At 66.2% G+C, this 24,033-nt stretch carries 30 protein-coding genes; 15 read left to right on the top strand and 15 right to left on the bottom strand.

Annotated elements, in window-relative coordinates; translation table 11 throughout:
• The first annotated feature begins 9 nt into the window (after positions 1-9).
• The 4 genes from CHB74_RS21595 to zapE all read left to right on the top strand — a co-directional run bounded on the left by CHB74_RS21595 (position 10) and on the right by zapE (position 2,830).
• Complete coding sequence (locus CHB74_RS21595; protein ID WP_144033757.1) at positions 10-333, top strand: hypothetical protein; 324 nt, start codon at positions 10-12, stop codon at positions 331-333.
• Positions 334-337: 4 nt separating this feature from the next.
• The gene (locus tag CHB74_RS08905; RefSeq protein ID WP_089219274.1) at positions 338-1,123 is read left to right on the top strand and encodes a succinate dehydrogenase iron-sulfur subunit; all 786 of its coding nucleotides are present in this window, start codon (positions 338-340) and stop codon (positions 1,121-1,123) included.
• Between the two features lie 151 nt (positions 1,124-1,274).
• Positions 1,275-1,721 (top strand): PaaI family thioesterase, encoded by a 447-nt coding sequence (locus tag CHB74_RS08900; RefSeq protein ID WP_089219273.1) that lies wholly within the window; start codon positions 1,275-1,277, stop codon positions 1,719-1,721.
• Positions 1,718-2,830: a cell division protein ZapE gene (gene zapE, locus CHB74_RS08895; RefSeq protein ID WP_089219272.1), complete on the top strand. Its 1,113-nt coding sequence runs from the start codon at positions 1,718-1,720 to the stop codon at positions 2,828-2,830. Before CHB74_RS08900 ends, zapE begins: the two co-directional genes overlap by 4 nt.
• A gap of 48 nt (positions 2,831-2,878) precedes the next feature.
• Here zapE and CHB74_RS08890 read toward each other — a convergent pair whose 3' ends face one another.
• Complete coding sequence (locus CHB74_RS08890; RefSeq protein WP_089219271.1) at positions 2,879-3,181, bottom strand: DUF1330 domain-containing protein; 303 nt, start codon at positions 3,179-3,181, stop codon at positions 2,879-2,881.
• A 73-nt stretch (positions 3,182-3,254) separates the two neighbouring features.
• Entirely contained in the window at positions 3,255-4,370 is a 1,116-nt protein-coding gene (locus CHB74_RS08885) for a DUF3667 domain-containing protein (RefSeq protein ID WP_089219270.1), read from the bottom strand.
• Positions 4,371-4,432: 62 nt separating this feature from the next.
• Here CHB74_RS08885 and CHB74_RS08880 point away from each other — a divergent pair, with 62 nt between their 5' ends.
• From CHB74_RS08880 to CHB74_RS08835, 10 genes are all read left to right on the top strand, one after another.
• Positions 4,433-5,719, top strand: coding sequence for a glutamate-5-semialdehyde dehydrogenase (locus CHB74_RS08880; protein ID WP_089219269.1), 1,287 nt, complete (start codon positions 4,433-4,435; stop codon positions 5,717-5,719).
• A complete protein-coding gene (locus tag CHB74_RS08875) occupies positions 5,683-6,360 on the top strand; it encodes a nicotinate-nucleotide adenylyltransferase (RefSeq protein ID WP_089219268.1) in 678 nt (225 codons plus the stop codon). The genes CHB74_RS08880 and CHB74_RS08875 overlap by 37 nt, the downstream gene beginning before the upstream one ends.
• An 8-nt stretch (positions 6,361-6,368) precedes the next feature.
• Positions 6,369-6,788 (top strand): ribosome silencing factor, encoded by a 420-nt coding sequence (gene rsfS, locus CHB74_RS08870; protein WP_089219267.1) that lies wholly within the window; start codon positions 6,369-6,371, stop codon positions 6,786-6,788.
• Positions 6,789-6,791: 3 nt separating this feature from the next.
• The gene (locus CHB74_RS08865; protein ID WP_089219266.1) at positions 6,792-7,214 is read left to right on the top strand and encodes a 23S rRNA (pseudouridine(1915)-N(3))-methyltransferase RlmH; all 423 of its coding nucleotides are present in this window, start codon (positions 6,792-6,794) and stop codon (positions 7,212-7,214) included.
• Between the two features lie 3 nt (positions 7,215-7,217).
• Positions 7,218-8,405 carry a murein hydrolase activator EnvC family protein gene (locus tag CHB74_RS08860; RefSeq protein WP_089219265.1) on the top strand — a complete coding sequence of 396 codons (1,188 nt, stop codon included), beginning with the start codon at positions 7,218-7,220 and terminating at the stop codon, positions 8,403-8,405.
• 142 nt (positions 8,406-8,547) lie between these two features.
• On the top strand, positions 8,548-9,891 hold the full coding sequence (locus CHB74_RS08855) for a S41 family peptidase (protein ID WP_089219305.1): 1,344 nt from the start codon (positions 8,548-8,550) through the stop codon (positions 9,889-9,891).
• A gap of 73 nt (positions 9,892-9,964) precedes the next feature.
• Positions 9,965-10,426, top strand: coding sequence for a disulfide bond formation protein B (locus CHB74_RS08850; protein WP_089219264.1), 462 nt, complete (start codon positions 9,965-9,967; stop codon positions 10,424-10,426).
• A complete protein-coding gene (locus CHB74_RS08845) occupies positions 10,405-10,947 on the top strand; it encodes a demethoxyubiquinone hydroxylase family protein (protein WP_089219263.1) in 543 nt (180 codons plus the stop codon). Before CHB74_RS08850 ends, CHB74_RS08845 begins: the two co-directional genes overlap by 22 nt.
• Before the next feature lie 62 nt (positions 10,948-11,009).
• Positions 11,010-11,393 (top strand): hypothetical protein, encoded by a 384-nt coding sequence (locus CHB74_RS08840; protein ID WP_089219262.1) that lies wholly within the window; start codon positions 11,010-11,012, stop codon positions 11,391-11,393.
• 65 nt (positions 11,394-11,458) lie between these two features.
• Positions 11,459-11,884, top strand: a complete 426-nt coding sequence (locus CHB74_RS08835) for a hypothetical protein (protein ID WP_089219261.1) — start codon at positions 11,459-11,461, stop codon at positions 11,882-11,884.
• A 122-nt stretch (positions 11,885-12,006) separates the two neighbouring features.
• Here the strand turns inward: CHB74_RS08835 and CHB74_RS08830 are convergent, their stop codons facing one another.
• The 3 genes from CHB74_RS08830 to rpmE all read right to left on the bottom strand — a co-directional run bounded on the left by CHB74_RS08830 (position 12,007) and on the right by rpmE (position 13,087).
• Entirely contained in the window at positions 12,007-12,198 is a 192-nt protein-coding gene (locus CHB74_RS08830) for a hypothetical protein (RefSeq protein WP_144033756.1), read from the bottom strand.
• A 123-nt stretch (positions 12,199-12,321) separates the two neighbouring features.
• Positions 12,322-12,681 (bottom strand): VanZ family protein, encoded by a 360-nt coding sequence (locus CHB74_RS08825; RefSeq protein WP_245842763.1) that lies wholly within the window; start codon positions 12,679-12,681, stop codon positions 12,322-12,324.
• 175 nt (positions 12,682-12,856) lie between these two features.
• Complete coding sequence (rpmE, locus tag CHB74_RS08820; protein ID WP_089219259.1) at positions 12,857-13,087, bottom strand: 50S ribosomal protein L31; 231 nt, start codon at positions 13,085-13,087, stop codon at positions 12,857-12,859.
• 114 nt (positions 13,088-13,201) lie between these two features.
• On the opposite strand from rpmE, the gene mobA reads away from it, so the two are divergent.
• Entirely contained in the window at positions 13,202-13,759 is a 558-nt protein-coding gene (gene mobA, locus CHB74_RS08815; protein WP_179220772.1) for a molybdenum cofactor guanylyltransferase, read from the top strand.
• Here mobA and fabZ read toward each other — a convergent pair.
• The 10 genes from fabZ to tsf form a co-directional block, all read right to left on the bottom strand.
• Positions 13,725-14,219: a 3-hydroxyacyl-ACP dehydratase FabZ gene (gene fabZ, locus CHB74_RS08810; RefSeq protein WP_089219257.1), complete on the bottom strand. Its 495-nt coding sequence runs from the start codon at positions 14,217-14,219 to the stop codon at positions 13,725-13,727. The genes mobA and fabZ overlap by 35 nt on opposite strands.
• A gap of 4 nt (positions 14,220-14,223) precedes the next feature.
• On the bottom strand, positions 14,224-14,796 hold the full coding sequence (locus CHB74_RS08805; RefSeq protein WP_089219256.1) for an OmpH family outer membrane protein: 573 nt from the start codon (positions 14,794-14,796) through the stop codon (positions 14,224-14,226).
• Positions 14,796-17,468 (bottom strand): outer membrane protein assembly factor BamA, encoded by a 2,673-nt coding sequence (gene bamA / locus CHB74_RS08800; RefSeq protein WP_089219255.1) that lies wholly within the window; start codon positions 17,466-17,468, stop codon positions 14,796-14,798. Before bamA ends, CHB74_RS08805 begins: the two co-directional genes overlap by 1 nt.
• A gap of 158 nt (positions 17,469-17,626) precedes the next feature.
• Complete coding sequence (locus tag CHB74_RS08795; protein ID WP_089219254.1) at positions 17,627-18,766, bottom strand: M50 family metallopeptidase; 1,140 nt, start codon at positions 18,764-18,766, stop codon at positions 17,627-17,629.
• Complete coding sequence (locus CHB74_RS08790; RefSeq protein ID WP_089219253.1) at positions 18,763-19,923, bottom strand: 1-deoxy-D-xylulose-5-phosphate reductoisomerase; 1,161 nt, start codon at positions 19,921-19,923, stop codon at positions 18,763-18,765. The genes CHB74_RS08795 and CHB74_RS08790 overlap by 4 nt, the downstream gene beginning before the upstream one ends.
• A complete protein-coding gene (locus CHB74_RS08785; protein ID WP_089219252.1) occupies positions 19,920-20,756 on the bottom strand; it encodes a phosphatidate cytidylyltransferase in 837 nt (278 codons plus the stop codon). The genes CHB74_RS08790 and CHB74_RS08785 overlap by 4 nt, the downstream gene beginning before the upstream one ends.
• Entirely contained in the window at positions 20,753-21,496 is a 744-nt protein-coding gene (locus CHB74_RS08780; protein WP_089219251.1) for an isoprenyl transferase, read from the bottom strand. Before CHB74_RS08780 ends, CHB74_RS08785 begins: the two co-directional genes overlap by 4 nt.
• Positions 21,493-22,050, bottom strand: coding sequence for a ribosome recycling factor (frr, locus tag CHB74_RS08775; protein ID WP_089219250.1), 558 nt, complete (start codon positions 22,048-22,050; stop codon positions 21,493-21,495). The genes CHB74_RS08780 and frr overlap by 4 nt, the downstream gene beginning before the upstream one ends.
• 3 nt (positions 22,051-22,053) lie before the next feature.
• On the bottom strand, positions 22,054-22,776 hold the full coding sequence (gene pyrH, locus CHB74_RS08770) for a UMP kinase (RefSeq protein WP_089219249.1): 723 nt from the start codon (positions 22,774-22,776) through the stop codon (positions 22,054-22,056).
• Positions 22,777-23,025: 249 nt separating this feature from the next.
• A complete protein-coding gene (gene tsf / locus CHB74_RS08765; RefSeq protein WP_089219248.1) occupies positions 23,026-23,949 on the bottom strand; it encodes a translation elongation factor Ts in 924 nt (307 codons plus the stop codon).
• Between the last annotated feature and the right edge of the window lie 84 nt (positions 23,950-24,033).

The raw sequence follows: 24,033 nt of genomic DNA, 5'->3' as shown, positions 1-24,033 counted from the left end.
TGGCCAACAGTGGTGCTCACCAAAGCGGCTGACGTACTTGCCAGCGAGGCGGGGCAAAAAGCCGTGTCAGACGTTTGGAAACGCATCTTTGCATCGTCAAAAAAGCCATCTTCGGAGGACATTTCCAATTCGAGTTTGGCAGATATGTTGGGCAACCTTCCAACTGATGAAGAAACCGCCCGCGCGTTCGGTGCGCTTGAAAACAAGATGAACGAACGTGTTGATGCTTTGACGGCAAAATTCGTGGAAAGTACGAATCAAACGAGATTACTCGTGCTGGCTATAGGCGCGTTGCAGATCGCCCTTTTGGTCACCGTATTGGTGCGGAGCTAAATAGATGGCTGAATTCTCGCTTCCCAAGAACAGCAAGATCCGGTCCGGCGGCAAGGTCCACAAGGCCCCGTCCGACGCGACCAACGTCAAGACGTTCAAGGTCTATCGCTACGATCCGGATTCGGGCGAAAATCCGCGTTACGACAAGTTCGAGATCGATCTCGACAATTGCGGCCCGATGGTGCTCGACGCCCTGATCAAGATGAAGAACGAGCAGGACGCGTCGCTCACCTTCCGCCGGTCGTGCCGCGAAGGCATTTGCGGTTCGTGCTCGATGAACATGAACGGCAAGAACGGCCTCGCCTGCACCACCGCGATCGAGGACTGCAAGGGCGAGGTGCGCATCACCCCGCTGCCGCACATGGACGTCATCAAGGATCTGGTGCCGGACTTCACGCACTTCTACGCGCAGTATGCGTCGATCCAGCCCTGGCTGAAGACCGTCACTCCGGCGCCCTCGGGCAAGGAGCGCCTGCAGTCGCCGGAAGACCGCGCCAAGCTCGACGGCCTCTACGAATGCATCCTGTGCGCCTGCTGCTCCACCTCGTGCCCGAGCTACTGGTGGAACAGCGACAAGTTCCTCGGCCCGGCGATCCTGCTGCAGGCCTATCGCTGGCTGGCCGACAGCCGCGACGAGTTCACCGGCGAACGGCTGGACGAACTTGAGGATCCGTTCCGTCTCTATCGCTGCCACACCATCATGAACTGCTCGAACGTGTGCCCCAAGGGCCTGTCCCCGGCGCGCGCGATCGCGGAGATCAAGAAGATGGAAGTCGAGCGCCAGATCTAAAGTGAGGTGATCTAGGTTGATTCACCCCACTCCGTTTGTGTCGAGCGAAGTCGAGACACCCTTCGAACGAAGCCGAGAAGCCCTCGTCTACGCTCGGGCACGTCCCGCGACTTCGCTCGGGACAAACGAATTGATCTAGGCGCCGGCGACCATGGAACCCGTCTTTTCCAGCACTCCAGACCCGGATTTTCCGGGCTGGAACCGCTGGGAACTGCACGATAGCGATCGTTTCCTCGATACGCTGGGCCGCGTGCTGGTGCGGCCCGAAGCGGACGGAAAGGCGCGGGTGCGGATGTTTCCCGAACGCCGCCATTCCAACATGCTCGATGCCGTCCACGGCGGCGCGCTGCTCGGCTTTGTCGATATCGCGCTGTTCGCCGGGGCCGAAGCCTGCGGCGCCAAGGCCGCCGGCAACGGCGTCACGCTCGATTGCAACGCCCAGTTCCTCAGCCCCGGCTCGCTCGCCGAACCGCTCGACGCCGTGGTCGAGGTGCTGCGCGAAACCGGGCGGCTGATCTTCGTGCGCGGCCTTGTCGAACAGTCGCACGGCACCGTCGCCGCCTTTTCGGCCACGCTGCGCAAGGCGGGCAAGCGATGAGCACCGTCAAGGATCGCTACGCCGACCTGCTTGCCAGCGGCCAGTTGCGCCCCGATCCCGATCAGGCCCGCACGATCGAAAGGCTGCACGATCTGGCCGAACAGCTTTCGGTCCAGCCCGAAAAGGGCAGCGTGCTGTGGCGGATGCTGCGCAAGGCGCCCCCGCCCCCGCGCGGCCTCTACATCTGGGGCAGCGTCGGCCGGGGCAAGTCCATGCTGATGGACCTGTTCTTCGATTGCGTGCGGATGACGCACAAGCGCCGGGTCCATTTCCACGAATTCATGATCGAGGTGCATGATCGCCTGCGCGTCGAGCGCGCCAAGGAAAAGGGCGATCCGATCGCCCCCGTGGTCGCCGCGCTGGCGGAGGAAGCGAAGCTCCTCGCCTTTGACGAGATGGTGATCAACAACACCGCCGACGCGATGATCATGAGCCGCCTGTTCACCGGCCTGATCGATGCGGGCGTCGTCGTCGTCACCACCTCCAACCGTCCGCCGAAAGATCTCTACAAGGACGGCCTGAACCGCGAACATTTCCTGCCCTTCATCGCGCTGATCGAGGCGCGGATGGACGTGCTGACGCTGGACGGCCCGACCGATTACCGGCTGGCCCGCCTGGGTGGCGCGCCCACCTGGTATGTGCCCAACGGGCCGGAGGCGACCGAGGCCGTCCGCGCCGCCTTCTTCCGCATGACCGATTTCCCGCCCGAGGATTCGGTCCATGTGCCGAGCGCCGAGCTTGCCATTCATGGCGGCCGTTCGATGCACGTGCCGAAAAGCCTGAAGGGCGTCGCCGTATTCTCGTTCAAGCGGCTCTGCGCCGAAGCGCGCGGCGCCCCCGATTATCTGGCGATCGCGCGCAATTATCACACGGTCATCATCGTCGGCATCCCCGTGCTCGGCCCCGACAAGCGCAACGAAGCCGCCCGCTTCAAGACGCTGATCGACGCGCTCTACGAACATAAGGTCAAGCTGATCGCCACGGCCGATGCCGAACCGGCCAGCCTCTATCCCAGCGGCGACGGCGCCTTCGAATTCGAACGCACCGTCAGCCGCCTGATGGAAATGCAGTCGCGCGATTATCTGGCCCAAGGCCACGGCGCGGAATAATAGCGTCTGGCAATGGCCGTCGCGCCCCGCGCGCGCCGGACAGCCGCCCTACCCGGCCGTCGCGTCGACGCCTTCGACCATGAACACCCGATATTCGCCGCCCGCCTTCCGGTGGGTGAGCGCTTCCTGATAGGCCGGGCTGTCATACCAGGAGCGCGCATCGGCCATGGTGGGGAAGGAAATGATCACCGCGCCTTCGGCCGGGTCGCCTTCCAGTTGCGCGAACGCGCCATAGAGCGCCAGCGGGGTGATGGCATGGCCGTCGCGCGCGGCGACCGCCTTTTCGGCGTAACGCGCCAGCGCGTCGGCATCCTTCGTCCGTTCCTTGATCAGCACGACATAAGCGGTCATCGGCTATCCTTGCGTGAGCCTGTTGCGTGAAGCTGCGAAAATACGGCCGGATGCCGGGTCGCCGGATGCCGGGTCAATGCCCGGTCACGCCCATCGCCACCAGCAGCAGCACGAAGATCGTCGCCGCGAAGGTGGCCGAAAACATGAGGAAGCAGGTGCGCCACAGCGCGCTGAACCAGCCGAGCGAATAGGCCCCTTTCAGCTGCCGGTACATGTGGACCGGCGGAAAGAAGGTGATGATCGTGATGATCGCGGCCGCCGGCAGCACCAGCGCGGCAAAGCTCATCATCACCGCCAGCAATGTCATCGCCGCCAGCGAATAGATGGCGAAGATCGCATGGTCGTAAAGGCCGAAGCGCCAGCGCCACGCGAACATCAGCCAGATGAACGGCAGCGAGATCGGGATCAGCATCCACGAGAATTTATAGGCGGAGGATTGCACCTTGTAGAGCAGAAGCTCCGGGTTCTTGGTCGCCTTCTCGATACCCTTGTCCAGCGTCGGCCAGCCGGTCGATGCCTTCCAGTCGGAGCGCCCGGCCTGTTCGGCGACACGGCCGGTCATCATATTGGTGATCGCCATTTCGCGTTTCAGATCGGCGATATTCTGGTTGATCGCCTTGGCATTATCGCCCGCCTTGATCAGCGCGTCGCGCTCCTTTTCCAGCGCCGCGATCTTGGCGGCGGTCTGGTCGTTCTCCGCGCCGATTTCCTTGCGGGCCTCGGTCAGATCGACGGTCACGTCCTCCAGCGTGGCGGGGTCGGCGCCGCGGATCGGCAGGCCGACCCACGAGAACACCGCCACCATCAGGAATACCGAGAACAGGAACAGCGCCAGCGGCGACACGAACTTCGCGCGTTCACCCGCGATATAGCGGCGGGTCAGCTCGCCCGGCTTCCAGGCGAGCAGCGGCAGGGTGCCCCACATCTTGCCTTCGAAATGGAACACGCCATGGGCGATGTCGTGGATTAGCGCCATCGCCGAACGGTGCAGATGCGCGCCCTGCCCGCATTCATGGCAATAATGGCCGGCGAGCGGCGTGCCGCAATTCAGGCAGGCGCTTTCATGCGTGTGCCCGTCATCGCCATGCGCATGGCCATGGCCGCCCGTGCGGCGCCCCTCGCCATCAACGGCGCCCGCCACCCAGGCCCCGGTGGCGACATTGGCGGCTGCTTCGAATTCCCCGGTCATACCCAGAGGATAACCGCGTGGGCGTGGCGAAGCGAGGGGGGACGTGATAGGGGCGGCGGATCATGACCAGTGCCGCCCCCGCCCCGTCCGTTCCCGCCGTCGATGCCGACGCGCTGATCTTCGACATGGGGCGCCGTGCGCGCGCCGCCGCCGCCGTGCTGGCGCGCACGCCGACCGGGGTGAAGGCCGATGCGCTCCGCGCCGCAGCCGCCGCGCTGCGGACGGGCGAAGCCGCGATCCTTGCCGCCAATGCCGCCGATATGGCGCGCGGGCAGGCGAACGGCCTGTCGCCGGCGATGCTCGATCGGCTCAAGCTCGATCCCGCACGGCTGGCCGGCATCGCCGCCGGGCTGGAAGCAGTGGCCGGGCTCGACGATCCGGTCGGCAAGGTGATGGATGTCGCCACCCGGCCCAACGGGCTCGAACTCAGCCGGGTGCGCGTGCCGCTCGGCGTGATCGGCATCATCTACGAAAGCCGGCCCAATGTGACGGCCGATGCCGGCGCGCTCTCGCTGATGGCCGGCAATGCCGCGATCCTGCGCGGCGGATCCGAAGCGATCGAAAGCAGCCGCGCGATCCACGCCGCCCTGCTCGAAGGGCTGCGCGCCGCCGGCCTGCCCGAAGATGCGATCCAGCTCGTGCCCGTCACCGATCGCGCGGCGGTGGGCGCCATGCTCAAGGCCACCGGGCTGATCGACATCATCGTGCCGCGCGGCGGTAAATCGCTGGTGGCGCGCGTCCAGTCCGAAGCCCGCGTGCCGGTGCTCGCCCATCTCGACGGGATCAACCACACCTATATCGACGGCGCGGCCGATCCGGCCAAGGCGGCGGCGCTCGCGGTCAATGCCAAGATGCGCCGCACCGGCGTCTGCGGCGCGACCGAAACCCTGCTAGTCGACCGTGCTTTCGCCGATCCCCGCCCGATCCTCGCCAACCTGCTCGATGCCGGCTGCGAGCTGCGCGGCACGTCCGAAATCCAGTCGCTCGACCCGCGTATCCTGCCCGCCGGGGAGGAGGATTGGGACACGGAGTATCTCGACGGCATCTGCTCGATCAAGTTCGTCGACGGCGTCGGCGAGGCGATCAGCCACATCGCCGACCACGCCTCCCACCACACCGACGCGATCGTCACCGAGGACGCCGAGGTGGCCGAACGCTTCCTCGCCGAAGTCGATTCGGCGATCGTGATGTGGAACGCCTCCACCCAGTTCGCCGATGGCGGGGAATTCGGGCTGGGGGCGGAAATCGGCATCTCCACGGGGCGTCTCCACGCCCGCGGCCCGGTCGCGCTGGAAGGGCTGACGACCTATAAATGGGTGGTCCGCGGCACAGGACAGACGCGGCCTTGAGCAAAAGCCGGATCGCCACCGGCCTGCTCGGCGGCTCGTTCAATCCGGCGCACCGCGCCCATCGGCGGGTGACGCTTGCCGCCATCGACGCGCTGGCGCTCGACGAGGCCTGGTGGCTGGTATCGCCCGGCAATCCGCTGAAGGACGGCGCGCACGATATGGCGCCGCTAGCCGCCCGCTTCGCCAGCGCCCGTGCCATGGCCCGCCGCGCACCGATTCGCGCCACCGCGATCGAACGCCGGCTGGGCACCCGCTACACCGCCGAAACGCTTGCCCGGCTCGTCCGGCTATACCCGCATCGCCGCTTCATCTGGCTGATGGGATCGGACAATCTCGTCCAGTTCCACCGCTGGCGCGACTGGCGGAAGATCGCGCGGACGGTTCCGATTGCCGTCATCGCCCGTCCCGGCTATGATGGACAGGCCCACGCTACGAGGGCGATGGGCTGGCTGCGGCATTTCGTCCGGCCCGCAAGCCAGGCGCGAAACTGGACGACGTGGAGACCGCCGGCGCTCGTGCTGCTGCGCTTTCGCCCCGACCCCGGATCCGCCACGCGCTTGCGGGCAACGAACCCGGGTTGGTTTCACGCATTTCAACAACACGCCCTGCGCGACCCCGTGACGCGCCGGTGCATCGACTAGGAGGCACTTTGCCCGCCAGTACCGCCGCCCTTCCGGGCACCAACGAACCCGAGCCGTCCGCCGTGCTGCATCAGCTGGTGCTCCGCTCGCTCGACGACGACCAAGCCGTCGAAACCGTCTCGATCCCGCTAGCCGGCAAGAGCAGCATCGCCGATCACATGGTGATCGCGAGCGGCCGTTCGTCGCGCCAGGTGGCTTCGATGGCGCAGAAGCTGGCCGATCGCATCAAGCAGGAAACCGGCCGCATCGCCCGGCTTGAAGGGCTGCCGACCGCCGACTGGGTGCTGATCGACGCCGGGGACGTGATCGTCCACCTGTTCCGCCCCGAAGTGCGCAGCTTCTACAATCTCGAACGGATGTGGGGCTTTGAAGAAGAGCGCCGTCCGGTCGTGGATGCAGCGGAATCCCCCCCGGCCGGTGAAGCCTGATCCTTGCTGCTGCACATCGTTGCACGAGGCAAGATCGGCCGCAGCCCCGAGGCTGAACTGGTCGACCGTTATCTGAAGCGGATCAGCTGGCCGACGCGCGTGACCGAGCTGCCCGACAAGGGCGGCCGCGCGCCGGAGCTGGCGACGGACGCGATCCTCGTCGCCCTCGACGAAAAAGGCCAGCAAATGGGGTCGCTGGCCTTCGCGGAGAAGCTGGGCCGCTGGCGCGACGACGGGCGCCGCGAGGTCCGTTTCCTGATCGGCGCCGCCGACGGCCATGAAGCAGCCGAGCGCGAACGCGCGGACCTGCTGCTCGCCTTCGGCGCCGCCACCTGGCCACACATGCTGGCCCGCGCCATGCTGGCCGAACAATTGTGGCGGGCGACCAGCATCCTCGCCGGCCACCCTTATCATCGCGAAGGCTGATCGGTGGCCCGCGCGTTCCTGACCCTGTCGATCCTCGCGCTGGGCGCGAGCACGGGGCTGGCGATCGCGCAGGGCCCCGCCGGCGACGACCGGCTGGGCGAGGTTCAGCGCGAAGCCGAGGCGGCCGAGCGCCGCGCCGTGCAACTGGAGAGCCAGGCCACGCAGGCGCTGGACGAAGCAGCCCGCGCCCGCGCGGCCAAGGCCGCCGTGGCGACCCGCGTGGTGGCCGCCGAGGCCGAGATCAGCAGCGCGGAGACCGAGGTGAAACGCGTCGCCGCCCTGCGTTCGGGGCAGCGCGCGCGGCTGGCGGCGCAGCAGCAACCGATCATCCGCCTGACCGCGGCACTGCAGACGATGGCGCAGCGCCCGCCGGTGCTGGCGCTCGTCCAGCCCGGATCGCTCGACGATCTCGTCCATGTGCGCGCGCTTCTGGCCACCCAGCTCCCCGCGATTCACGAGCGCACGGCGGATTTGCGCCGCGAAGTCGATCAGGGCGTGCGGCTGCAGCGGCAGGCCGACGCCGCAGCCGCCAATCTGCGCGACGGCCGCAACCGGCTGCGGCAGGAACGCGCCGCGCTCGCCACGCTCGAAATCCAGCAGCAGGTGCGCGCCCAGGCGCTGACCGATGCGTCGATGAACCAATCCGACCGCGCACTGGCCCTGGGCGAGGAGGCGCGCAGCCTGAACGACCTGATGAGCCGCGTCGACAATCGGGCCAGCGTCGGCGAACGGCTCGCCGCCCTGCCCGGCCCGGTGCTCCGCCCGCTTGTGCCGGGCCAGGCGTCACTGCCGCCCGAGGACGAAGCGAACCGCGCCGCGACGCAGCTGGCCTATCGCCTGCCAGTCAACGGCAAGCTCGTGCAGGGGCTGGGCGAGATTTCCGAAGCGGGCGTGCGGGCGCGCGGCCTGACGATCGGCGCGGAAACCGACGCGCTCGTCGTCGCCCCGGCGCAGGGCCGCGTGGCCTATGCCGGGCCGTTCCGTGGCTATGACAATATCGTCATCGTCGAACATGGCGGCGGCTGGACCAGCCTTGTCACCGGCATGACCACGCTGAGCGCCAATGTGGGCGAGGCGGTGGATCAGGGCAGCCCGCTGGGCCGCGCCCATGGCGGCCCCGCCGGCGTCACCATCGAACTGCGGCGCAACGGCGAACCCGTCGACATCGTGCCCCTGCTCGGCCGGACCTGAGGCGCATGGCGGCCGTTGTTCATCCCCACTTCATCCCGAATCACCGACCCTGGATCGTCCCGGGCTTTTCGACCAGCGCCCCTATTGCGGCCACCGGAAAAGCTGTAACGTGACGGCCAAATTCAGCGAAGGCACCTTGTCGATGGCCAGATTATTGTTGCGTTCCGCTCTGCTTGTCAGCGCCGTTGCGCTGGTTCCGGCGATGACATCCGCGATCGGCGCGACCGAGGCGGAAACCTTCCGCGAGATGGACCAGTTCATGAGCGTGTTCGATCGCGTGCGATCCGAATATGTCGACAAGGTGGACGACAAGACGCTGATCAAGGGCGCGATCGACGGGATGCTCGCCAGCCTCGATCCGCACAGCTCCTATCTCGATTCGCGCGACTATCAGAATCTGCGGACGCAGACCGACGGCGCTTATGGCGGCCTTGGCCTGACCGTTTCGATGGAGGACGGCGCGGTCAAGATCATCACGCCGACCGAGGATACGCCGGCGTTCAAGGCCGGCCTGAAGGCGGGCGACTATATCACCCACCTCGACGGCAAGCTGATCTATGGCGGCACGCTGGACGAGGCGGTGGACCAGATGCGTGGCAAGCCGGGCACCACCGTCAAGCTGACGATCGTCCGTCCCGGCCGCGACAAGCCGTTCGACGTGACGCTGACGCGTGAGATCATCACGCTGAAGCCGGTCAAGTGGGAGGTGAAGGATCGCGTCGGCGTGATCAACATCAACACCTTCAACAAGCAGACCGGCGAAGCGGTGCGCGCGGCGCTGGTTTCGATCGACAAGGCCGTGGGCGGCCAGCCGCTCGGCTATGTCGTCGACCTCCGTTCCAACCCCGGCGGCCTGCTCGATCAGGCGATCGAGGTGTCGGACGCCTTCCTCGACCGTGGCGAGATCGTATCGCAGCGCGGCCGCGAGAAATCGGACATCGAACGCTGGTATGCCCGCCCCGGCGATTTCGCCCATGGCCTGCCAGTCGTGGTGCTGATCGACGCCGGTTCGGCCTCGGCCGCCGAAATCGTCGCCGGCGCGTTGCAGGATCACCGGCGCGGGCTGGTGATGGGCGAACGCAGCTTCGGCAAGGGATCGGTGCAGACGCTGTTGCCGCTGACCGAGGAATCGGCGCTGCGGCTGACGACGGCGCGCTATTTCACCCCTTCGGGCCGCTCGGTGCAGGAAGGCGGCATCCAGCCCGACATCAAGGTGCCCCAGCTTTCCGACCCCGACTTCAAGGATCGCCCGCGCCTGCGCGAAGCCGATCTGCGCCGCCACCTGATCAACGAGGCCAAGGTGGACGACAGCGTGCTTGAGGACGACACCAAGGCCGATCCGCGCTTCATCCAGACCGCGACCCAGCTTGAGAAAGCGGGGGTCGAGGACTTCCAGCTCGATTATGCGGTCAAGGCGATCGCGCGGCTGGGCAAGCCCGCCGTGGTGACGGCCGCCGCCGGCGGCGCGAAGGGCGGCAAGCGATAAGCGCATTTCCTTTCCCGTCATCCCGGCCCGCTGCCGGGGTGACGGGTGATCGTTTCGGGGCTATCCACCCTTTATGACCCGACTTGCCACCGCGCGCCTGTTCGCGCTTCTTCTGCCAACCGCCCTGATGGCTGGCGCGCTCGGCTCGCAATATATTGGCGGGCTTTACCCTTGCGAAATGTGCCACTGGCAGCGCTGGCCCCATTATGCCGCCATCGTGCTGGCCCTGCTGGCCTTCGCCGTGGCTTCGGCCGCACGCCCGCTCACCATCCTTGCCGGCATCGCGATCATAGCCAGCGGCGCGATCGGCGCCTTCCATGCCGGTGTCGAATATGGCTGGTGGGAAGGGTTGACCCAGTGCAGCTCGATCGGCGGATCGGGCGACGTGCTGGCGGATATCATGTCCGCGCCGCTGGTCCGTTGCGACGAGGTGCAGTGGCAGCTGTTCGGCATTTCGCTCGCCGGATGGAACGCGATCATTTCCCTTGCCGGCGGAGCGACTATATTGGCGCTATGCCTGAAGCGCGCCAAATGATCCCGCCCGCCGAAAAAGCCCGTGCCGCGATGCTCCGCGTCGATCAGGCCGGTGAATATGGCGCAACCCGCATCTATGCGGGCCAGCTTGCGGTGATGGGCGATCATGCGCCCGGCAACCGGCTGATCGCCCGCATGGCGCAGCAGGAGGAGCGACACCGCCAGCGTTTCGACGCGATGATCGCCGAACGCGGCGTGCGGCCGACGGCGCTGCAACCGCTGTGGAATGTCGCCGGCTTCGCGCTGGGCGCGGCCACCGCGCTGATCGGGCCCAAGGCGGCGATGGCATGCACCGCCGCAATCGAGACCGAGATCGACCGCCATTATGGCGAGCAGCTGGACGAGCTGGGTGACAGCGACCCCGAGCTCGCCGAGGCGATTGCGGAGTTCCGCGCCGAGGAGGCCGAACATCGCGACATTGCGATCGCGCATGGAGCGGAGGAAGCACCCGCTTATCCTCTGCTTTCGGGCGCCATCCGGCTGGGATGCCGTGCGGCGATCGCGCTGTCGAAGAAGTTGTGAAACCGGGTTACGCAGGGACGACAGGGGCGTTGTCCCGCAATGAAGGCAGGAGGCCACGGCATATGAAGATGTTGTCCGCATTCGGCGCCGGCCTTCTTGGCCTTGTCGTCACGACGGCGCTGCCGTCGCTGCCCGCCGCCGCCCAGTCGAGCATTCCGACCAAGACGGTCTTCGGCAGCGATCCCTGCCCGCGCGACACGATCTGCATCCGCGCCCCGGAAAATGAACGCTATCGCATTCCCGAGGAACTGCGCGGCGAATCGGGCGAGGCGGCGGCCGCGCGCTGGGGCGATCGCGCCAAGAGCCTGGAATATGTCGGCGCATCGGGCGCGATGAGCTGTTCGCCGGTGGGATCGGGCGGCGCATCGGGCTGCTATCGCGAACTGGCGCGCAAGGCGCGCGAGGAACGCGAGGCGCGCGGCGACAAGGCCGGCATCGAATTCTGACCGTTCAGGCCAGCGTCAGGCGCGGCATGGTCTGAATGCCATTCCGACGATCCGGGGATGAATTGATGCTGCGCAGATTCGCGAGCGCTTTATTATGTGCCGGGCTGCTTGCCGGCACAGCCCACGCACAGACGCCCGACGATGCCGCCGCGACTCCCGCCGCGACACCGCCGGAAAAGGTGTCCGCGCTGGTCGTCTATGGCGATGATCCCTGCCCGCGCAGCTCCACCGACGAGATCGTCGTCTGCGGCCGCGAGCCGGAGAGCGAGCGCTATCGCGTGCCCAAGCGCTTTCGCGGCAAGAAGGCCGAGCCCGCCCAGCAGGCATGGTCGAACACCGTGCGCCAGCTGGAATATGTCAGCCGGATCGGCACCCCCAACAGCTGTTCGCCGGTGGGATCGGGCGGCGCCACCGGCTGCATGCAGCAGTTGATGCGCCAGGCGCGCGAGGAACGCGAACAGGCCCGCCGCGAGGCCGCAGGCATACCTTAGGGTGCTTTCCAGGCAGGTAGGATCACCTGCTGACTCGAAAAACGCTGTAGACCCAAAGCTTAGAGCGTTCGCGCCGACACAGTCGGGCCGAGTGCCCTAAGTAGCGATTCCGGGTGGAAGGTTTAGCGCGCCGTCGGTTGCGGGCGGCGATCGGCCCACACGACCACATAATCCTGCGGAACGCGGGTCCAGGCCTGATCGGGCCGGCGGATCAATTGTTCGCCGCAACGGCCACAGCGCCCGAAATATAATCCATCATTCCACACGCCGGGCGCTTCGCTGCGATGATGCCCCAGCCGGCACAATAAAGACATGACGACCCCTCTTGGCCGCCCGCCGATGCGTCCCCACGCCCCGGCGAGACGGCTGCTCGTTAACCGGGGTTAATCTGGCATGGTTAATGTTTTGCGAACAAGCGAATAATCGCGAGGGTCGCTTCAGGCCCGCAACAGGCGGGCGCGGAGCAGCGCGGCAAGCGCCAGCCCGACCACGATCGCGACGCAATCCGCCACGAAATCCGCGCTGCTGGGATCGCGATTCAGCCCCGGAATGGCCTGGGTGAACTCGATCGCCGCGCCGATGCCGGCCAGAATCACCGCGATTCGCCACAATGGCACGCGTCGCCAGGCGAGGCCGCCGAGTGCTGCGAGGGTGAAGAAGGCGATCATATGTTCGGCCTTGTCCCACGAAGTGATCCGTGGGGCTTCGGCCGGCGGAAGAATCGCCGCCGTGTAAACGAGGATCAGGGCGACCCAGAACAGCGTCTTGAAGAGCCGATCGAACAAAAGCATCGCCATGCCTCTATGGCCTGTGCGCCGTGTCGTCGAGGGTCAAAATCGGAAGGATTTCCGAACCGGCCGATAATCGCGACCGGCCGTGTCGCCGGGCCGATGCCTCGGGCGACGCGCGCTGCCGTTATCGGTGCGCGCGGGGATAAGGGCGCCGGGGCGTGGCCGCCGGCGCCCGAACCACTTACTTCTTGCCGAGCGTGAGGCCGCCGAAGCGCTTGTTGAAGCGCGCAACCTGGCCACCGGCGTCGAGGAGCTGCGACTTGCCGCCGGTCCACGCCGGGTGGACGGTCGGGTCGATGTCGAGCTGCAGCGTGTCGCCTTCCTTGCCCCAGACCGAACGGGTCTCGAAGACGGTGCCGTCCGTCATCTGGACCTTGATCATGTGGTAGTCGGGGTGAATGTCCTTCTTCATCACTCGGGCTCCTTATATGGCTGGTTTCCGACCAGCCGGGGCAAATCGAAGGCGCGGCCATAGCCGCCATGGCCGTGATTGACAAGGCCGCGCCGGCGGGGGATGCCCGCCCTCATGACGATCCTGGGCGCGATCTTCGCGGGCGGCGCGGCCCGCCGCTTCGGTGGTGACAAGCATGCCGCGCCGATCGACGGACGCGCGATGATCGACCATGTCGCCGATCGCCTTGCCGGCCAGTGCAACGCCGTCGTGATCGTCGGCCGCGCCTGGCCGGGCCGTGACCAGGTGGCCGACGCCCCTGCCCCGGGCCTTGGCCCGCTGGGTGCATTGGCGGGCGCGCTCCGCCACGCCCAGGCGGCGGGCCATGATCTGGTGCTGACCAGCGGCTGCGACCTGCCCGACCTGCCCGACGATCTGGCCGAACGCCTCGCCCCTGCCCCGGCCGTGGTGCAGGGCCAGCCATTGCTCGGCCTGTGGCCCGCCGCCATGGCGGACGATCTGATCGCGTGGCTGGCCGGAGATGGCGATCGGGCGATGCGATCGTGGATCGCCCATAAACAGGTTCGCCGGGTGGCGCTGGCGGCCGACCCGGCGAATATCAACACCCGTGAGGATCTGGCGCGTTATCGCGCCGGGATCACGCCGCCGGCGGATCCGCGATCATCGCGGTGAAGTTGGCCTGCGCGGCCACCTTGCCGTCGATCAGCGCGCGACCGGCGAACTTGCACACGCTCGCCCGCTTCTGAACGAATTCGACCTCCAGCCGCAGCAGCACGCCTGGTTCGACCGGCGTGCGGAACTTCGCCTCGTCGATCGCCATGAAATAGACGAGCTTGCCGGAGCCGGCGAGGCCGAGCGATTCAACCGCGAGCACGCCGGCGGCCTGCGCCAGCGCCTCGACAATCAGAACGCCCGGCATGATCGGCCGGCCGGGGAAATGCCCCTGGAAGAATTGTTCGTTGATCGTCACCGCCTTGATCGCGGCGATCGACCGGTCGGGGATCAGTTCCTCGACACGATCGACCAGCAGCATCGGATAACGGTGCGGCAACGCCGCCAGCACCCGCCGGATATCCAGCGGGCCCCGGTTTTCGACGGCGCTGGCGCCTGCCGTATCGCTTGCGTCGCTCACCGGATCAGCGGCTCGCCGGGGCCGGAGCGGCCGGAGCGGTGGTGCTGACGCTGGGCAGCTGCGTGTTGAGCTGCGCGAGCACATCGTTGGTGACATCGAGCGACGAGGACGCGGCGAGCGTCGCACCCGTATCGACGGCGAGGTTGGCGCCACGCGCCGTCATCACCTGGCTGATGATCGGGTTCAGCTTCTGGCCGATCTGCTGCGCAACATAAGCGCGGTTGCGCTGGAACTGCTGCTGGCGCTGCTGAAGCTGCTGGTTGGCGGCCGTCTGCTTGGTTTCGAGCGCCTGGATGCGGGCCTGCAGCGCGGCGTCGGGCGCCTTGCCGCCAGCGGCCTTCTGGATGGCTTCGGCTTCGGTCTGGATCGGCTGGCCGAGGCTCTGGGCGAGCTGCTGGATCTGCTGAGCCTGGGTCTGCAGCTGGGTCTGCGCCGCCTTGCAGGCGTTGCAGTCCGCATAGACCTTCTGGGTGTCGATGGTGACAATCACCGCACCCGGGGCCTTCTGCGCCGAGGCAACGCCCGGAACAGCCGCGATCACCGCGGCCGTGGCGACCGCCTTCAGAATGGTCTTCATCAGAATTGTGTCCCTACGTTGAACGTGAAGAGCTTGGTATCATCCCCTTCGCGCTTGACCAGCGCCTTGGCGATATCGATGCGGAACGGCCCGAACGGCGAGTTCCAGTTGACCCCGAAGCCGACCGAAACGCGCGGCTTCCAGGTGTCGCCCAGGAAGCGCTCCTCCCATGGGCCATATGCCTGCTGAGCCTTGGGGTTCGGGTTGCTCCCGACGCACGCGCCACTGCTGTCCGGCGTGCCTGCCACACAAGTCGTATAGGCGGTCTGGTTAGTCGTGCTGTCCACGTACGTGTACAGCTGATTGCCGTTTATATCACGTATATCCCGGTAGATAGGATCGTTGATCGTATCGAGCTTACCGTCGTTATTCTTGTCCACGAATACGGCGGTGGGTTCCGGCTGCTTGACGCCCCAAACCGAACCGACATCGACAAACAGCGACGGACGCAAGCCGAGCTCACGAGCGCCCGAACCAAGCGGAATCTCAAGTTCGGCACGCGTAAGATAATAGTAGCGGCCACCAAGGGCATCGTCGGAAATCTGGTTCCGATCAGTCGCCAAGTTGCCGTTAGCATCATAAGGGATGCGCAGCACGCGCGGGCCGATGCCGCGAATGTCGAAACCGCGCATCTGCGGTTCGCCTAGGAAGAAGCGGTCGGTCAGCCGCACCGCATCCTGGCCCGGCCCCGGGCTGTTCTGCAGCGGGACGATGGCGCCACCTTCGGCACCGACCGAGAAGATGAAGCCGCTGCCCAGATTCCAATATTTGTCGGCGTCGAAGCGGGTGCGGATATATTTCACGTCGCCGCCCAGCCCGGCGAAATCCTGGCTGATGATGACGCGCTGGCCACGGCTCGGCCGCAGGCGATTGTTCAGCGTGTCGAACACCAGGCTGTAGCCGACCGACGACGTCCAGCGCTTGCCCACCGCATCGCAGAGATAACGACCGGCGAGCAGCGGATCGCAGAACAACTCGCCATTCTCACCCACCGTATAGAAGGTGTTCTTGTCGAGCGACACGTCGTCATAGGTGAGGCCGTAACGCAGCGCGAGGCTGGTATATTCGGTCAGCGGCAGGCCGGCGCGGATCTGGAAACCCGTCGTCGTCTGTTCATAGGTCGTGTCGCGATCGTTGCCGTTGTAACGGAACGAGTTGTAGTCGCGACGGAAGATGTCGCCGCCGACAGCGATGTTCTTGTCCATGAAATAGGGCTCAGTGAAGCCCAGCTCGATCGACTTCGAATAGCTGGAATAATTGACGCCGGCGCGGACTTCCTGGCCCTTGCCCATGAAATTGCGTTCACGGATCGAAAGATCGATGATGAACTTTTCAAGGCTCGAGAAGCCGGCCGAGACCTGCAGTTCGCCGGTCGACTTTTCTTCGACATTGGCTTCGAGCACGACGCGATCGGGCGCCGAGCCGGGCTTCTGCTCGATCTCCAGCTTTTCCTGGAAATAGCCGAGCGACTGGATGCGATCGCGCGACCGCTTGACCCGGAAGCTGTTGAACGCATCGCCTTCCGACAGGCGGAATTCGCGACGGATCACCTTGTCCTTGGTGTGCGTGTTGCCGTTGATGTTGATCGCTTCGACATAGACGCGCGGGGCATCCGCCACCTTGAAGGTGACGGACATGGTGAGCGCATCCTTGTCGCGCACGAAATCCGGGCGGACATCGGGGGTGAAGCCGAGCAGGCCGGTCGTCTCGGTGATGCTGTCGACCGTATCTTCGACGAGCTTCGCATTATACCAGTCGCCCTGGCGGATGCGGACCAGCGCCTTCAGCGTTTCCGGCCGGATGTCGCGGATTTCGCTTTCCACGTCGACCGCGCCGAATTTGTAGCGCTGCCCTTCCTCGATCACATAGGTGATGATGAAATCGCGCTTGTCGGGCGTGAGTTCGGCCACGGCCGAGATGACGCGGAAATCGGCATAGCCCTGCGTCAGATAATATTGGCGCAGCTTCTGCTGGTCATACGCCATCTTGTCGGGATCGTAGCTGTCGCCCGACGAGAACAGGCGGAACCAGCGCGATTCCTTGGTCGCCATCTCGCTGCGCAGATCGCCGGCGGAATAATTCTGGTTGCCGATGATGTTGATCTGGCGAACCTTGGACTTCGCACCTTCGTTGATTTCGAAGACGATATCGACGCGGTTCTGATCGAGCTGGACCATCTTCGGCTCGACCGTGGCGGCGAAGCGGCCCTGACGACGATAGAGTTCGATGATCCGCGCAACGTCCGCGCGCGCCTTGGAACGCGTGAAGATCTGGCGCGGGGCAAGCCGGATTTCGGGACGAATCTTCTCGTCCTTCAGGCGCTTATTGCCTTCCAGCACGATGCGGTTGATCACCGGGTTTTCGCGCACCTGGATGGTGAGCGCGCCCTTGTCGTCGCGGATCTGGACGTCGGCGAACAATTCGGTCGCGTAGAGATCCTTGAGCGCCTGATCCAGCGCCTCGCGCGTGTATGGATCGCCCGCCCGCAGCTTGACGTAGGAGCGCACTGTATCCGGCTCCAGACGCTGCGAACCGGCCACGTTGATCGACCGGATCACGCCGCTGCCCGGCAGACCCAGGGGCGCCGCCGACTGCGCCGGGGCGGCCGGGGCAGCAGGCGCCACCTGCGCCAGCGCCGCAGCGGGCAGCCCGCCCAGCACGGTGCCCACCATCAATAGCGGCGCGATACGCCGGAACGATCCCACGGCCTGTTGTTCGCCCCCGATGGTACGTCCGCTAATTGCCGTCACGCGTTCCCGCCCTTGTCCTAAAATATGGCGCCATCCGAACGGACGGCGCCTCTCCCACCGCAAGCCCTGCCTGATCCCCGTCAGCCGATCAACCCGGCAAGCCGCTGCCATACTCCGAAAGACGCCAGATCGTTGGCGGTCACGAACACCATGAAGGCCAGCAGGATTGCAAGGCCCGTCCGGAACGCCCACTCCTGAACCGCCGGATTGAGCGGCCGGCGCACCACGCCTTCGACGGTGTAGAAGAGCAGATGGCCGCCATCCAGCAAAGGAATTGGCAATAGATTGATGAATCCCAGATTAATCGAGATCATCGTCATGAACAGCACGAAATCGAACCAGCCGAGCGTCGCCTGCTGACCCGAAATCTGGGCGATCTTCAACGGACCGCCAAGTTCCTTCACCGAACGCCGGCCGGTGATGATCTGGCCGAGCGTATCGACCATCATCCGCACGACGTCCGCCGTCTGGCCGATCGCCGCGCCGGGCAATTGCCAGAAGGGCACGTCCACCCACACCGGCTGACCCGGCCGCACGCCGAGCCGGCCGACGCGGAATTCGTTGCCGAAGCGATCGCCCTCCACCTCCGCGCCGATCCGCGCGCTCAGGCTGCGGGGCTCGCCATCGCGGACGATATCGAGCTGCACCACCTCGTCCGGGCGGATCGAGACGATGCGCGGAATATCCTCGAACCGGTCGATCGTCTGGCCCGAAATCGCGGTGACGCGATCGCCCGGCATCAGGCCCGCCGCAGCGGCGGCCGTGCCCGGTTCGACCGACGCCAGCACCGCCGGCGTCCGCGCCTGCCCGTTGACGGCGAACACCGCCATGAACACGAGGATCGCGAACAGGAAATTGGTCAGCGGGCCGGCCGCGACGATGATGAAACGCTGCCACAAGGGCTTGGACTGGAAGGTCTTGTTGCGTTCCTCGGGCGGCAGCGCCAGCCATTCGGGCGTCGGCACATGCGCGCTCGCCGGGTTCATGTCGCCAGCGAAGCGGACATAGCCGCCAAGCGGCAGCGCCGCGATGCGCCAGCGCGTGCCACGCTTGTCCGTCCAGCCGATCAGTTCGCGCCCGAAGCCGATCGAAAAGGCTTCCGCCTTCACGCCGAACAGGCGCCCGGCATAATAATGGCCGAGTTCGTGGATGAAGATCAGCGGCCCGATGACGAGCAGGAACGCGACCACGGTGAGCAGGATACCGGGGGATTCGATCACGCGGCCTTCACCTCCATCATCTCCATCGCCAGCCGGCGCGCTTCGGCATCGACCGCAAGCACCTCGTCGAGGCTGGTGGGCGACGATGGATCATAGCGATCCAATACTTTCGCTACGATTGCCGCAATATCGAGAAAACCGATACGTCGCGCGAGAAATGCGGCGACCGCTTGCTCGTTCGCGGCGTTCAGAATGGCCGGGCGGGCGCCACCTGCCTCGACCGCGCCGCGCGCAAGGGCGAGCGCGGGGAAGCGCACCGCATCCGGCGCCTCGAAGCTGAGCGATCCGATCCGCGCCAGATCCAGCCGTTCCGCCGGCGCCGCCATCCGTTCCGGCCAGGCGAGCGCGTGCGCGATCGGCGTGCGCATGTCCGGCGTGCCGAGCTGGGCCAGCGTCGATCCGTCGACATATTCGACCATCGAATGGATCACCGACTGCGGGTGAACGAGGATTTCGATGCGATCATGGCCGACCGGGAACAGATGGTGCGCCTCGATCAGTTCGAGGCCCTTGTTCATCATCGTCGCCGAATCGATCGAGATCTTGGCGCCCATCGACCAGTTGGGATGCTGCACCGCGCGTTCCGGCGTCACCGCCGCCATTTCGGTGAGGCTCCATGTACGGAACGGCCCGCCGCTCGCCGTCAGGATGATCCGGCCGACCGCCGCCAGATTGGCGTGATCGAGGCACTGAAAAATGGCGTTATGTTCGGAATCGACGGGTAGCAGCGTCGCGCCGTGCGCCTGCGCCGCCTGCATCATCACATCGCCGGCCGACACCAGCGATTCCTTGTTGGCGAGCGCGACCGTGGCGCCGCGCCGCAGCGCCGCCATCACCGGCTTCAGCCCCGCGCAGCCGACGATCGCCGCCATCGTCCAATCGGCATCGCGCGCCGCCGCTTCGGCCAGCGCGGCTTCGCCCGCCGCCGTTTCGATGCCGGTGCCGGCCAGCGCATCGGCCAGCGCACCGCCCAGCCGGGTATCGCCGATCGCGGCGAAGCGCGCGCCGGTGCGTTTCGCGGCTGCCGCCAGTCCGGCGACATCGCTGTTCGCGGTGAGCGCGACGACCGAGAAGGCATCGCGATTGCGTTCGATAAGGTCGAGCGTCGAGGTGCCGACCGATCCGGTCGCGCCGAGAATGCTGACGGTGCGCGTCACAGCAGCCACCCGAGGATCGACAGGCCGGCGACGATCACCGCGACCGGCACGAGGCCATCCAGCCGATCGAGCACGCCGCCATGGCCCGGCAACAGGCGGCTCGAATCCTTCGCCCCGGCCCGGCGCTTCAGCCAGCTTTCGAACAGATCGCCGATCTGCGCGCAGACCGCGAGGAAGGTCGCGAAATAGGCCGCGACCCAGGACAGGCCGAGGCCGAAGGAAAAGGCTAGGCTGAGCAGTTCGGCGGCGATGACGCCACCGATCAGGCCCGCCCACGTCTTGTTCGGGCTGATCCGGGGCGCGAGCTTCGGCCCGCCGAACTTGCGGCCGGAGAAATAGGCGCCGATGTCCGTCGCCCAGACCAGCGCCATCGCCCAGATCGTGACGACCAGCCCTTCCTGCGCGCGCAGATAGATCAAGGCCAGCGCCGGCAGCGCGACATAGACGAGGCCGATGCCGATACGCGCGCTGAACGTGACGAGCGCCAGCAGCACCGCCGCCAGGCCGGTGATCGCCAGGATCGGTCGCAACGCGCTCGCCGAATGGCCCAGCCAATATTCCGGCGTCACCGCGATCTCGCCCAGCCCCAGCACCAGCGCGAAGGCGGCCAGCGACGCGATCACGACCTTCCAGCGCGCGGCCTTCATCAGGGCCGCCCATTCGGCCATCATCGCGACAGCGGCGGCCGTGGCGAGGATACGGAACGGCCAGCCGCCCGCCCCCAGACAGGCCAGCGCAACCGCCATCATCACCGCGCCGCTCAGGATCCGCGTCTTGAGTTCACTGGAGCGCGCGGGCGAAGATGTCGGAGGCACGGCGGCCGGATCGTTCATAGCCCTCCGAAGCGCCGGTTGCGGCGCCCATAATCCGCAACGGCCGCGAACAGATCGTCACGACCGAAATCGGGCCACAGCGTATCGACGAACAGCAGCTCGGCATAGGCCGCCTGCCACAGCAGGAAATTGGACAGGCGATGTTCGCCCGACGTGCGGATCACCAGATCCGGCGGCGGCAGATCCGCCGTGTCGAGCCGCGCCTCGATCGCCGCGACGTCGATCGCATCGGGCGCGATCCGGCCGGCACGGGCATCTTCGGCCAGCGCGCGGGCGGCGCGCACCAGTTCATCCTGCGAACCGTAATTGAGCGCGATCACCAGCGTGGTCGAGCGGTTGTCCGCCGTGCGGGCGATCGCATCGTCCAGCATCCGGGTCAGCTCCGGCCCGAAGCGGGTGTAATCCCCGATCACCTTCAGCCGGATGCCGTTGCTGGCCAGTTCGTCCAGCTCGGCCAGCAGATAATGCCGCAACAGGCCCTTGAGGTCGGACACCTCCTCTTCGGGGCGGCGCCAGTTTTCCGACGAGAAGGCGTAGAGCGTCAGCACCTCGATGCCGAGTTCGCCGGCGGCGCGGATCGTTGCGCGCACGGCTTCGGCCCCCTTGCGGTGGCCCGCCACGCGCGGCAGGTGGCGCGCCTTCGCCCAGCGGCCATTGCCATCCATGATGATGGCAACATGGCGGGGCACGCCCGCCCCACCGCCGCTGGCCGACAGCGTCGAGGCGGTGGCGGCGTTCACTTGCCGAGAATTTCCTTTTCCTTGGCCGCAGCCGCCGCGTCGATATCGGCGATCGTGCCGTCGGTCAGCTTCTGCACCTCGGTTTCGAAACGCTTGCGCTCGTCCTCGCTGATCTCGCCCTTCTTTTCGTCGGCCTTGAGCGCATCATTGCCGTCGCGGCGGACGTTGCGGACCGCGATCTTCGCCTTTTCGGCATATTGCCCGGCCAGCTTGGCCAGTTCCTTGCGGCGCTCCTCGGTCAGATCCGGGATCGGCAGGCGCAGCGTCTGGCCGTCGACGATCGGGTTGAGGCCAAGGCCAGCCGAGCGGATCGCCTTGTCCACCGGGGTCACGTTCGACTTGTCCCACACCTGCACCGAAATCAGGCGCGGTTCGGGCACCGTGACGGTGGCGAGCTGGTTCAGCGGCATGTGCGAACCATAGACTTCGACCGTCACCGGATCGAGCAGCGAGGTGTTGGCGCGGCCGGTGCGCAGGCCGCCAAGATCGCCCTTCAGCGATTCCACGGCGCCATGCATGCGGCGTTCGAGATCGGCCTTGTTATAGGCGGGCATCGGTCACACTCCCTCGTTCTGGACGACCGTCGCGGTCCCCTCACCCGCCAGCACGCGGGCCAGATTGCCCCGTTCGCGGATGTTGAACACGACGATCGGGATATTGTTGTCGCGGCACAGCGCGACGGCACTGGCATCCATCACCTTCAGATCGTCCGACAGGACCTTGTTGAAGGTAACGGTGTCATAACGCTTGGCGGTCGGCACCTTCTTGGGATCGGCATCGTAGACGCCATCGACCGAGGTGCCCTTGAACAGCGCGTCGCAGTTCATTTCGGCGGCGCGCAACGCGGCGGCGCTGTCCGTTGTGAAATAGGGATTGCCGGTGCCGGCCGCGAAAATGACGATCCGGCCCTTTTCCATGTGGCGCTCGGCGCGGCGGCGGATGAAGGGTTCGCACACCGTGTCCATCGGGATGGCGGATTGCACGCGCGTATCGACGCCGATCTGCTCCAGCGCGTTCTGCACGGCGAGCGCGTTCATCACCGTCGCCAGCATGCCCATATAATCGGCGCTGGTGCGTTCGAAGCCGCGGGCGGCAGCGGCGAGGCCACGGAAGATATTGCCCCCGCCGACCACCAAGCAAAGCTCGTGATCCTTGGCGACATCGGCGATTTCCTGCGCGACGCGGGCCACCGTTTCGGGATCGATGCCGAACTGGTTCTGCCCCATCAGCACTTCGCCGGACAGCTTCAGGAGGATGCGGTTGAAGCGCGGCCGGGTCATCGCCGTGAAAATCTCTCTACTCGGGAAGGGAAACGGCGCGCACCCTAGTGCCTGATCGTTCGAGATGGAAGCGCCATGCGCAATCATCGTCGATAAGCGAACGGGCCCTCACCAAATACGGCATATCGATTCATCGAATAAGGGCTGTCTCAGCCCGAATCGGATCAATATCCCGCGAGGATACGCGCCGAAGCCAAAGGCATGTCGGCGCCCTCCCCCGCGTGAACGGGAGAGGACGCCGCAAGAAGATCAGGCGCCGGCAGCGGCGGCGACTTCGGCGGCGAAGTCGCTTTCCTTCTTCTCAATGCCTTCGCCGAGCTGGAAGCGGACATAGTCCTTCAGCACGATCGGCGCGCCGGCTTCCTTGCCGGCGGCGGCGACGACGTCGGCCACCGGGGTCTTGCCGTCCATCACGAACAGCTGGCTGACGAGCGCGTTTTCCTTGCGGTACTTGGCGATCGCGCCTTCCACCATCTTTTCGACGATGTTGGCGGGCTTGCCCGATTCCGCGGCCTTTTCGGCGGCGATGGCGCGCTCACGCTCGATCGTGTCGGCGTCGAGGCCCTCGGCGGTCAGCGCCAGCGGGTTGGCGGCGGCGATGTGCATCGCCAGCTGCTTGCCCAGCGCTTCCAGCTTGTCGGCCGGCGCGGCGCTCTCAAGCGCGACGAGCACGCCGATCTTGCCGAGGCCCGGGACGACCGCATTGTGCGTGTAGGACACGACCGCGCCCTGATCGACCGCGATGGTGCGCGCGCGACGCAGCGCCTGCTGCTCGCCGATGGTGGCGATGTTGCTCGTCAGCTTCTCGGCGACGGTGCCTTCGCCCGGATAGGTCGCGGCGGCGAGCGCCTCGATCGAATCGCCGGTGTCGAGCGCGAGCTCGGTCACGGTCTTCACGAAGCTCTGGAACTGATCGTTCTTGGCAACGAAGTCGGTTTCCGAATTGACTTCGACGGCCGCACCCTTGGTGCCCTTGACGACAACGCCGACAAGGCCTTCGGCCGCCTGGCGGCCGGCCTTCTTGGCGGCGGCGGCGAGGCCCTTGGTGCGCAGCCAGTCAACCGCGGCTTCCATGTCGCCATTGGTTTCGGCCAGCGCCTTCTTGCAATCCATCATGCCGGCGCCGGTGCGGTCGCGCAGTTCCTTGACGGTCTTGGCAGTGACTTCCGCCATGTCCTTGTCCTTTCTTTATGAACGGGTCGGGGCGAGCCGATAGGCCCGCCCCGTGATCTTCTGATGACGCACGCGCCACTTCAT

This window comes from Edaphosphingomonas laterariae (assembly GCF_900188165.1).
Taxonomy (GTDB): Bacteria; Pseudomonadota; Alphaproteobacteria; order Sphingomonadales; family Sphingomonadaceae; genus Sphingomonas_E; species Sphingomonas_E laterariae.
This window is presented reverse-complemented; position numbering and strand designations above follow the sequence as displayed.

What these genes read in the sequence shown, in the direction of transcription:
- CHB74_RS08905 (WP_089219274.1), top strand. Translation starts at nt 338, where the DNA reads ATGGCTGAATTCTCGCTTCCCAAGAACAGCAAGATCCGGTCCGGCGGC.
- CHB74_RS08900 (WP_089219273.1), top strand. Translation starts at nt 1,275, where the DNA reads ATGGAACCCGTCTTTTCCAGCACTCCAGACCCGGATTTTCCGGGCTGG.
- zapE (WP_089219272.1), top strand. Translation starts at nt 1,718, where the DNA reads ATGAGCACCGTCAAGGATCGCTACGCCGACCTGCTTGCCAGCGGCCAG.
- CHB74_RS08890 (WP_089219271.1), bottom strand. Translation starts at nt 3,181, where the DNA reads ATGACCGCTTATGTCGTGCTGATCAAGGAACGGACGAAGGATGCCGAC.
- CHB74_RS08885 (WP_089219270.1), bottom strand. Translation starts at nt 4,370, where the DNA reads ATGACCGGGGAATTCGAAGCAGCCGCCAATGTCGCCACCGGGGCCTGG.
- CHB74_RS08880 (WP_089219269.1), top strand. Translation starts at nt 4,433, where the DNA reads ATGACCAGTGCCGCCCCCGCCCCGTCCGTTCCCGCCGTCGATGCCGAC.
- CHB74_RS08875 (WP_089219268.1), top strand. Translation starts at nt 5,683, where the DNA reads ATGGGTGGTCCGCGGCACAGGACAGACGCGGCCTTGAGCAAAAGCCGG.
- CHB74_RS08855 (WP_089219305.1), top strand. Translation starts at nt 8,548, where the DNA reads ATGGCCAGATTATTGTTGCGTTCCGCTCTGCTTGTCAGCGCCGTTGCG.
- CHB74_RS08850 (WP_089219264.1), top strand. Translation starts at nt 9,965, where the DNA reads ATGACCCGACTTGCCACCGCGCGCCTGTTCGCGCTTCTTCTGCCAACC.
- CHB74_RS08845 (WP_089219263.1), top strand. Translation starts at nt 10,405, where the DNA reads ATGCCTGAAGCGCGCCAAATGATCCCGCCCGCCGAAAAAGCCCGTGCC.
- CHB74_RS08840 (WP_089219262.1), top strand. Translation starts at nt 11,010, where the DNA reads ATGAAGATGTTGTCCGCATTCGGCGCCGGCCTTCTTGGCCTTGTCGTC.
- CHB74_RS08835 (WP_089219261.1), top strand. Translation starts at nt 11,459, where the DNA reads ATGCTGCGCAGATTCGCGAGCGCTTTATTATGTGCCGGGCTGCTTGCC.
- CHB74_RS08830 (WP_144033756.1), bottom strand. Translation starts at nt 12,198, where the DNA reads ATGTCTTTATTGTGCCGGCTGGGGCATCATCGCAGCGAAGCGCCCGGC.
- CHB74_RS08825 (WP_245842763.1), bottom strand. Translation starts at nt 12,681, where the DNA reads ATGGCGATGCTTTTGTTCGATCGGCTCTTCAAGACGCTGTTCTGGGTC.
- rpmE (WP_089219259.1), bottom strand. Translation starts at nt 13,087, where the DNA reads ATGAAGAAGGACATTCACCCCGACTACCACATGATCAAGGTCCAGATG.
- mobA (WP_179220772.1), top strand. Translation starts at nt 13,202, where the DNA reads ATGACGATCCTGGGCGCGATCTTCGCGGGCGGCGCGGCCCGCCGCTTC.
- CHB74_RS08805 (WP_089219256.1), bottom strand. Translation starts at nt 14,796, where the DNA reads ATGAAGACCATTCTGAAGGCGGTCGCCACGGCCGCGGTGATCGCGGCT.
- bamA (WP_089219255.1), bottom strand. Translation starts at nt 17,468, where the DNA reads ATGGTGGGCACCGTGCTGGGCGGGCTGCCCGCTGCGGCGCTGGCGCAG.
- CHB74_RS08785 (WP_089219252.1), bottom strand. Translation starts at nt 20,756, where the DNA reads ATGAACGATCCGGCCGCCGTGCCTCCGACATCTTCGCCCGCGCGCTCC.
- frr (WP_089219250.1), bottom strand. Translation starts at nt 22,050, where the DNA reads ATGCCCGCCTATAACAAGGCCGATCTCGAACGCCGCATGCATGGCGCC.
- pyrH (WP_089219249.1), bottom strand. Translation starts at nt 22,776, where the DNA reads ATGACCCGGCCGCGCTTCAACCGCATCCTCCTGAAGCTGTCCGGCGAA.
- tsf (WP_089219248.1), bottom strand. Translation starts at nt 23,949, where the DNA reads ATGGCGGAAGTCACTGCCAAGACCGTCAAGGAACTGCGCGACCGCACC.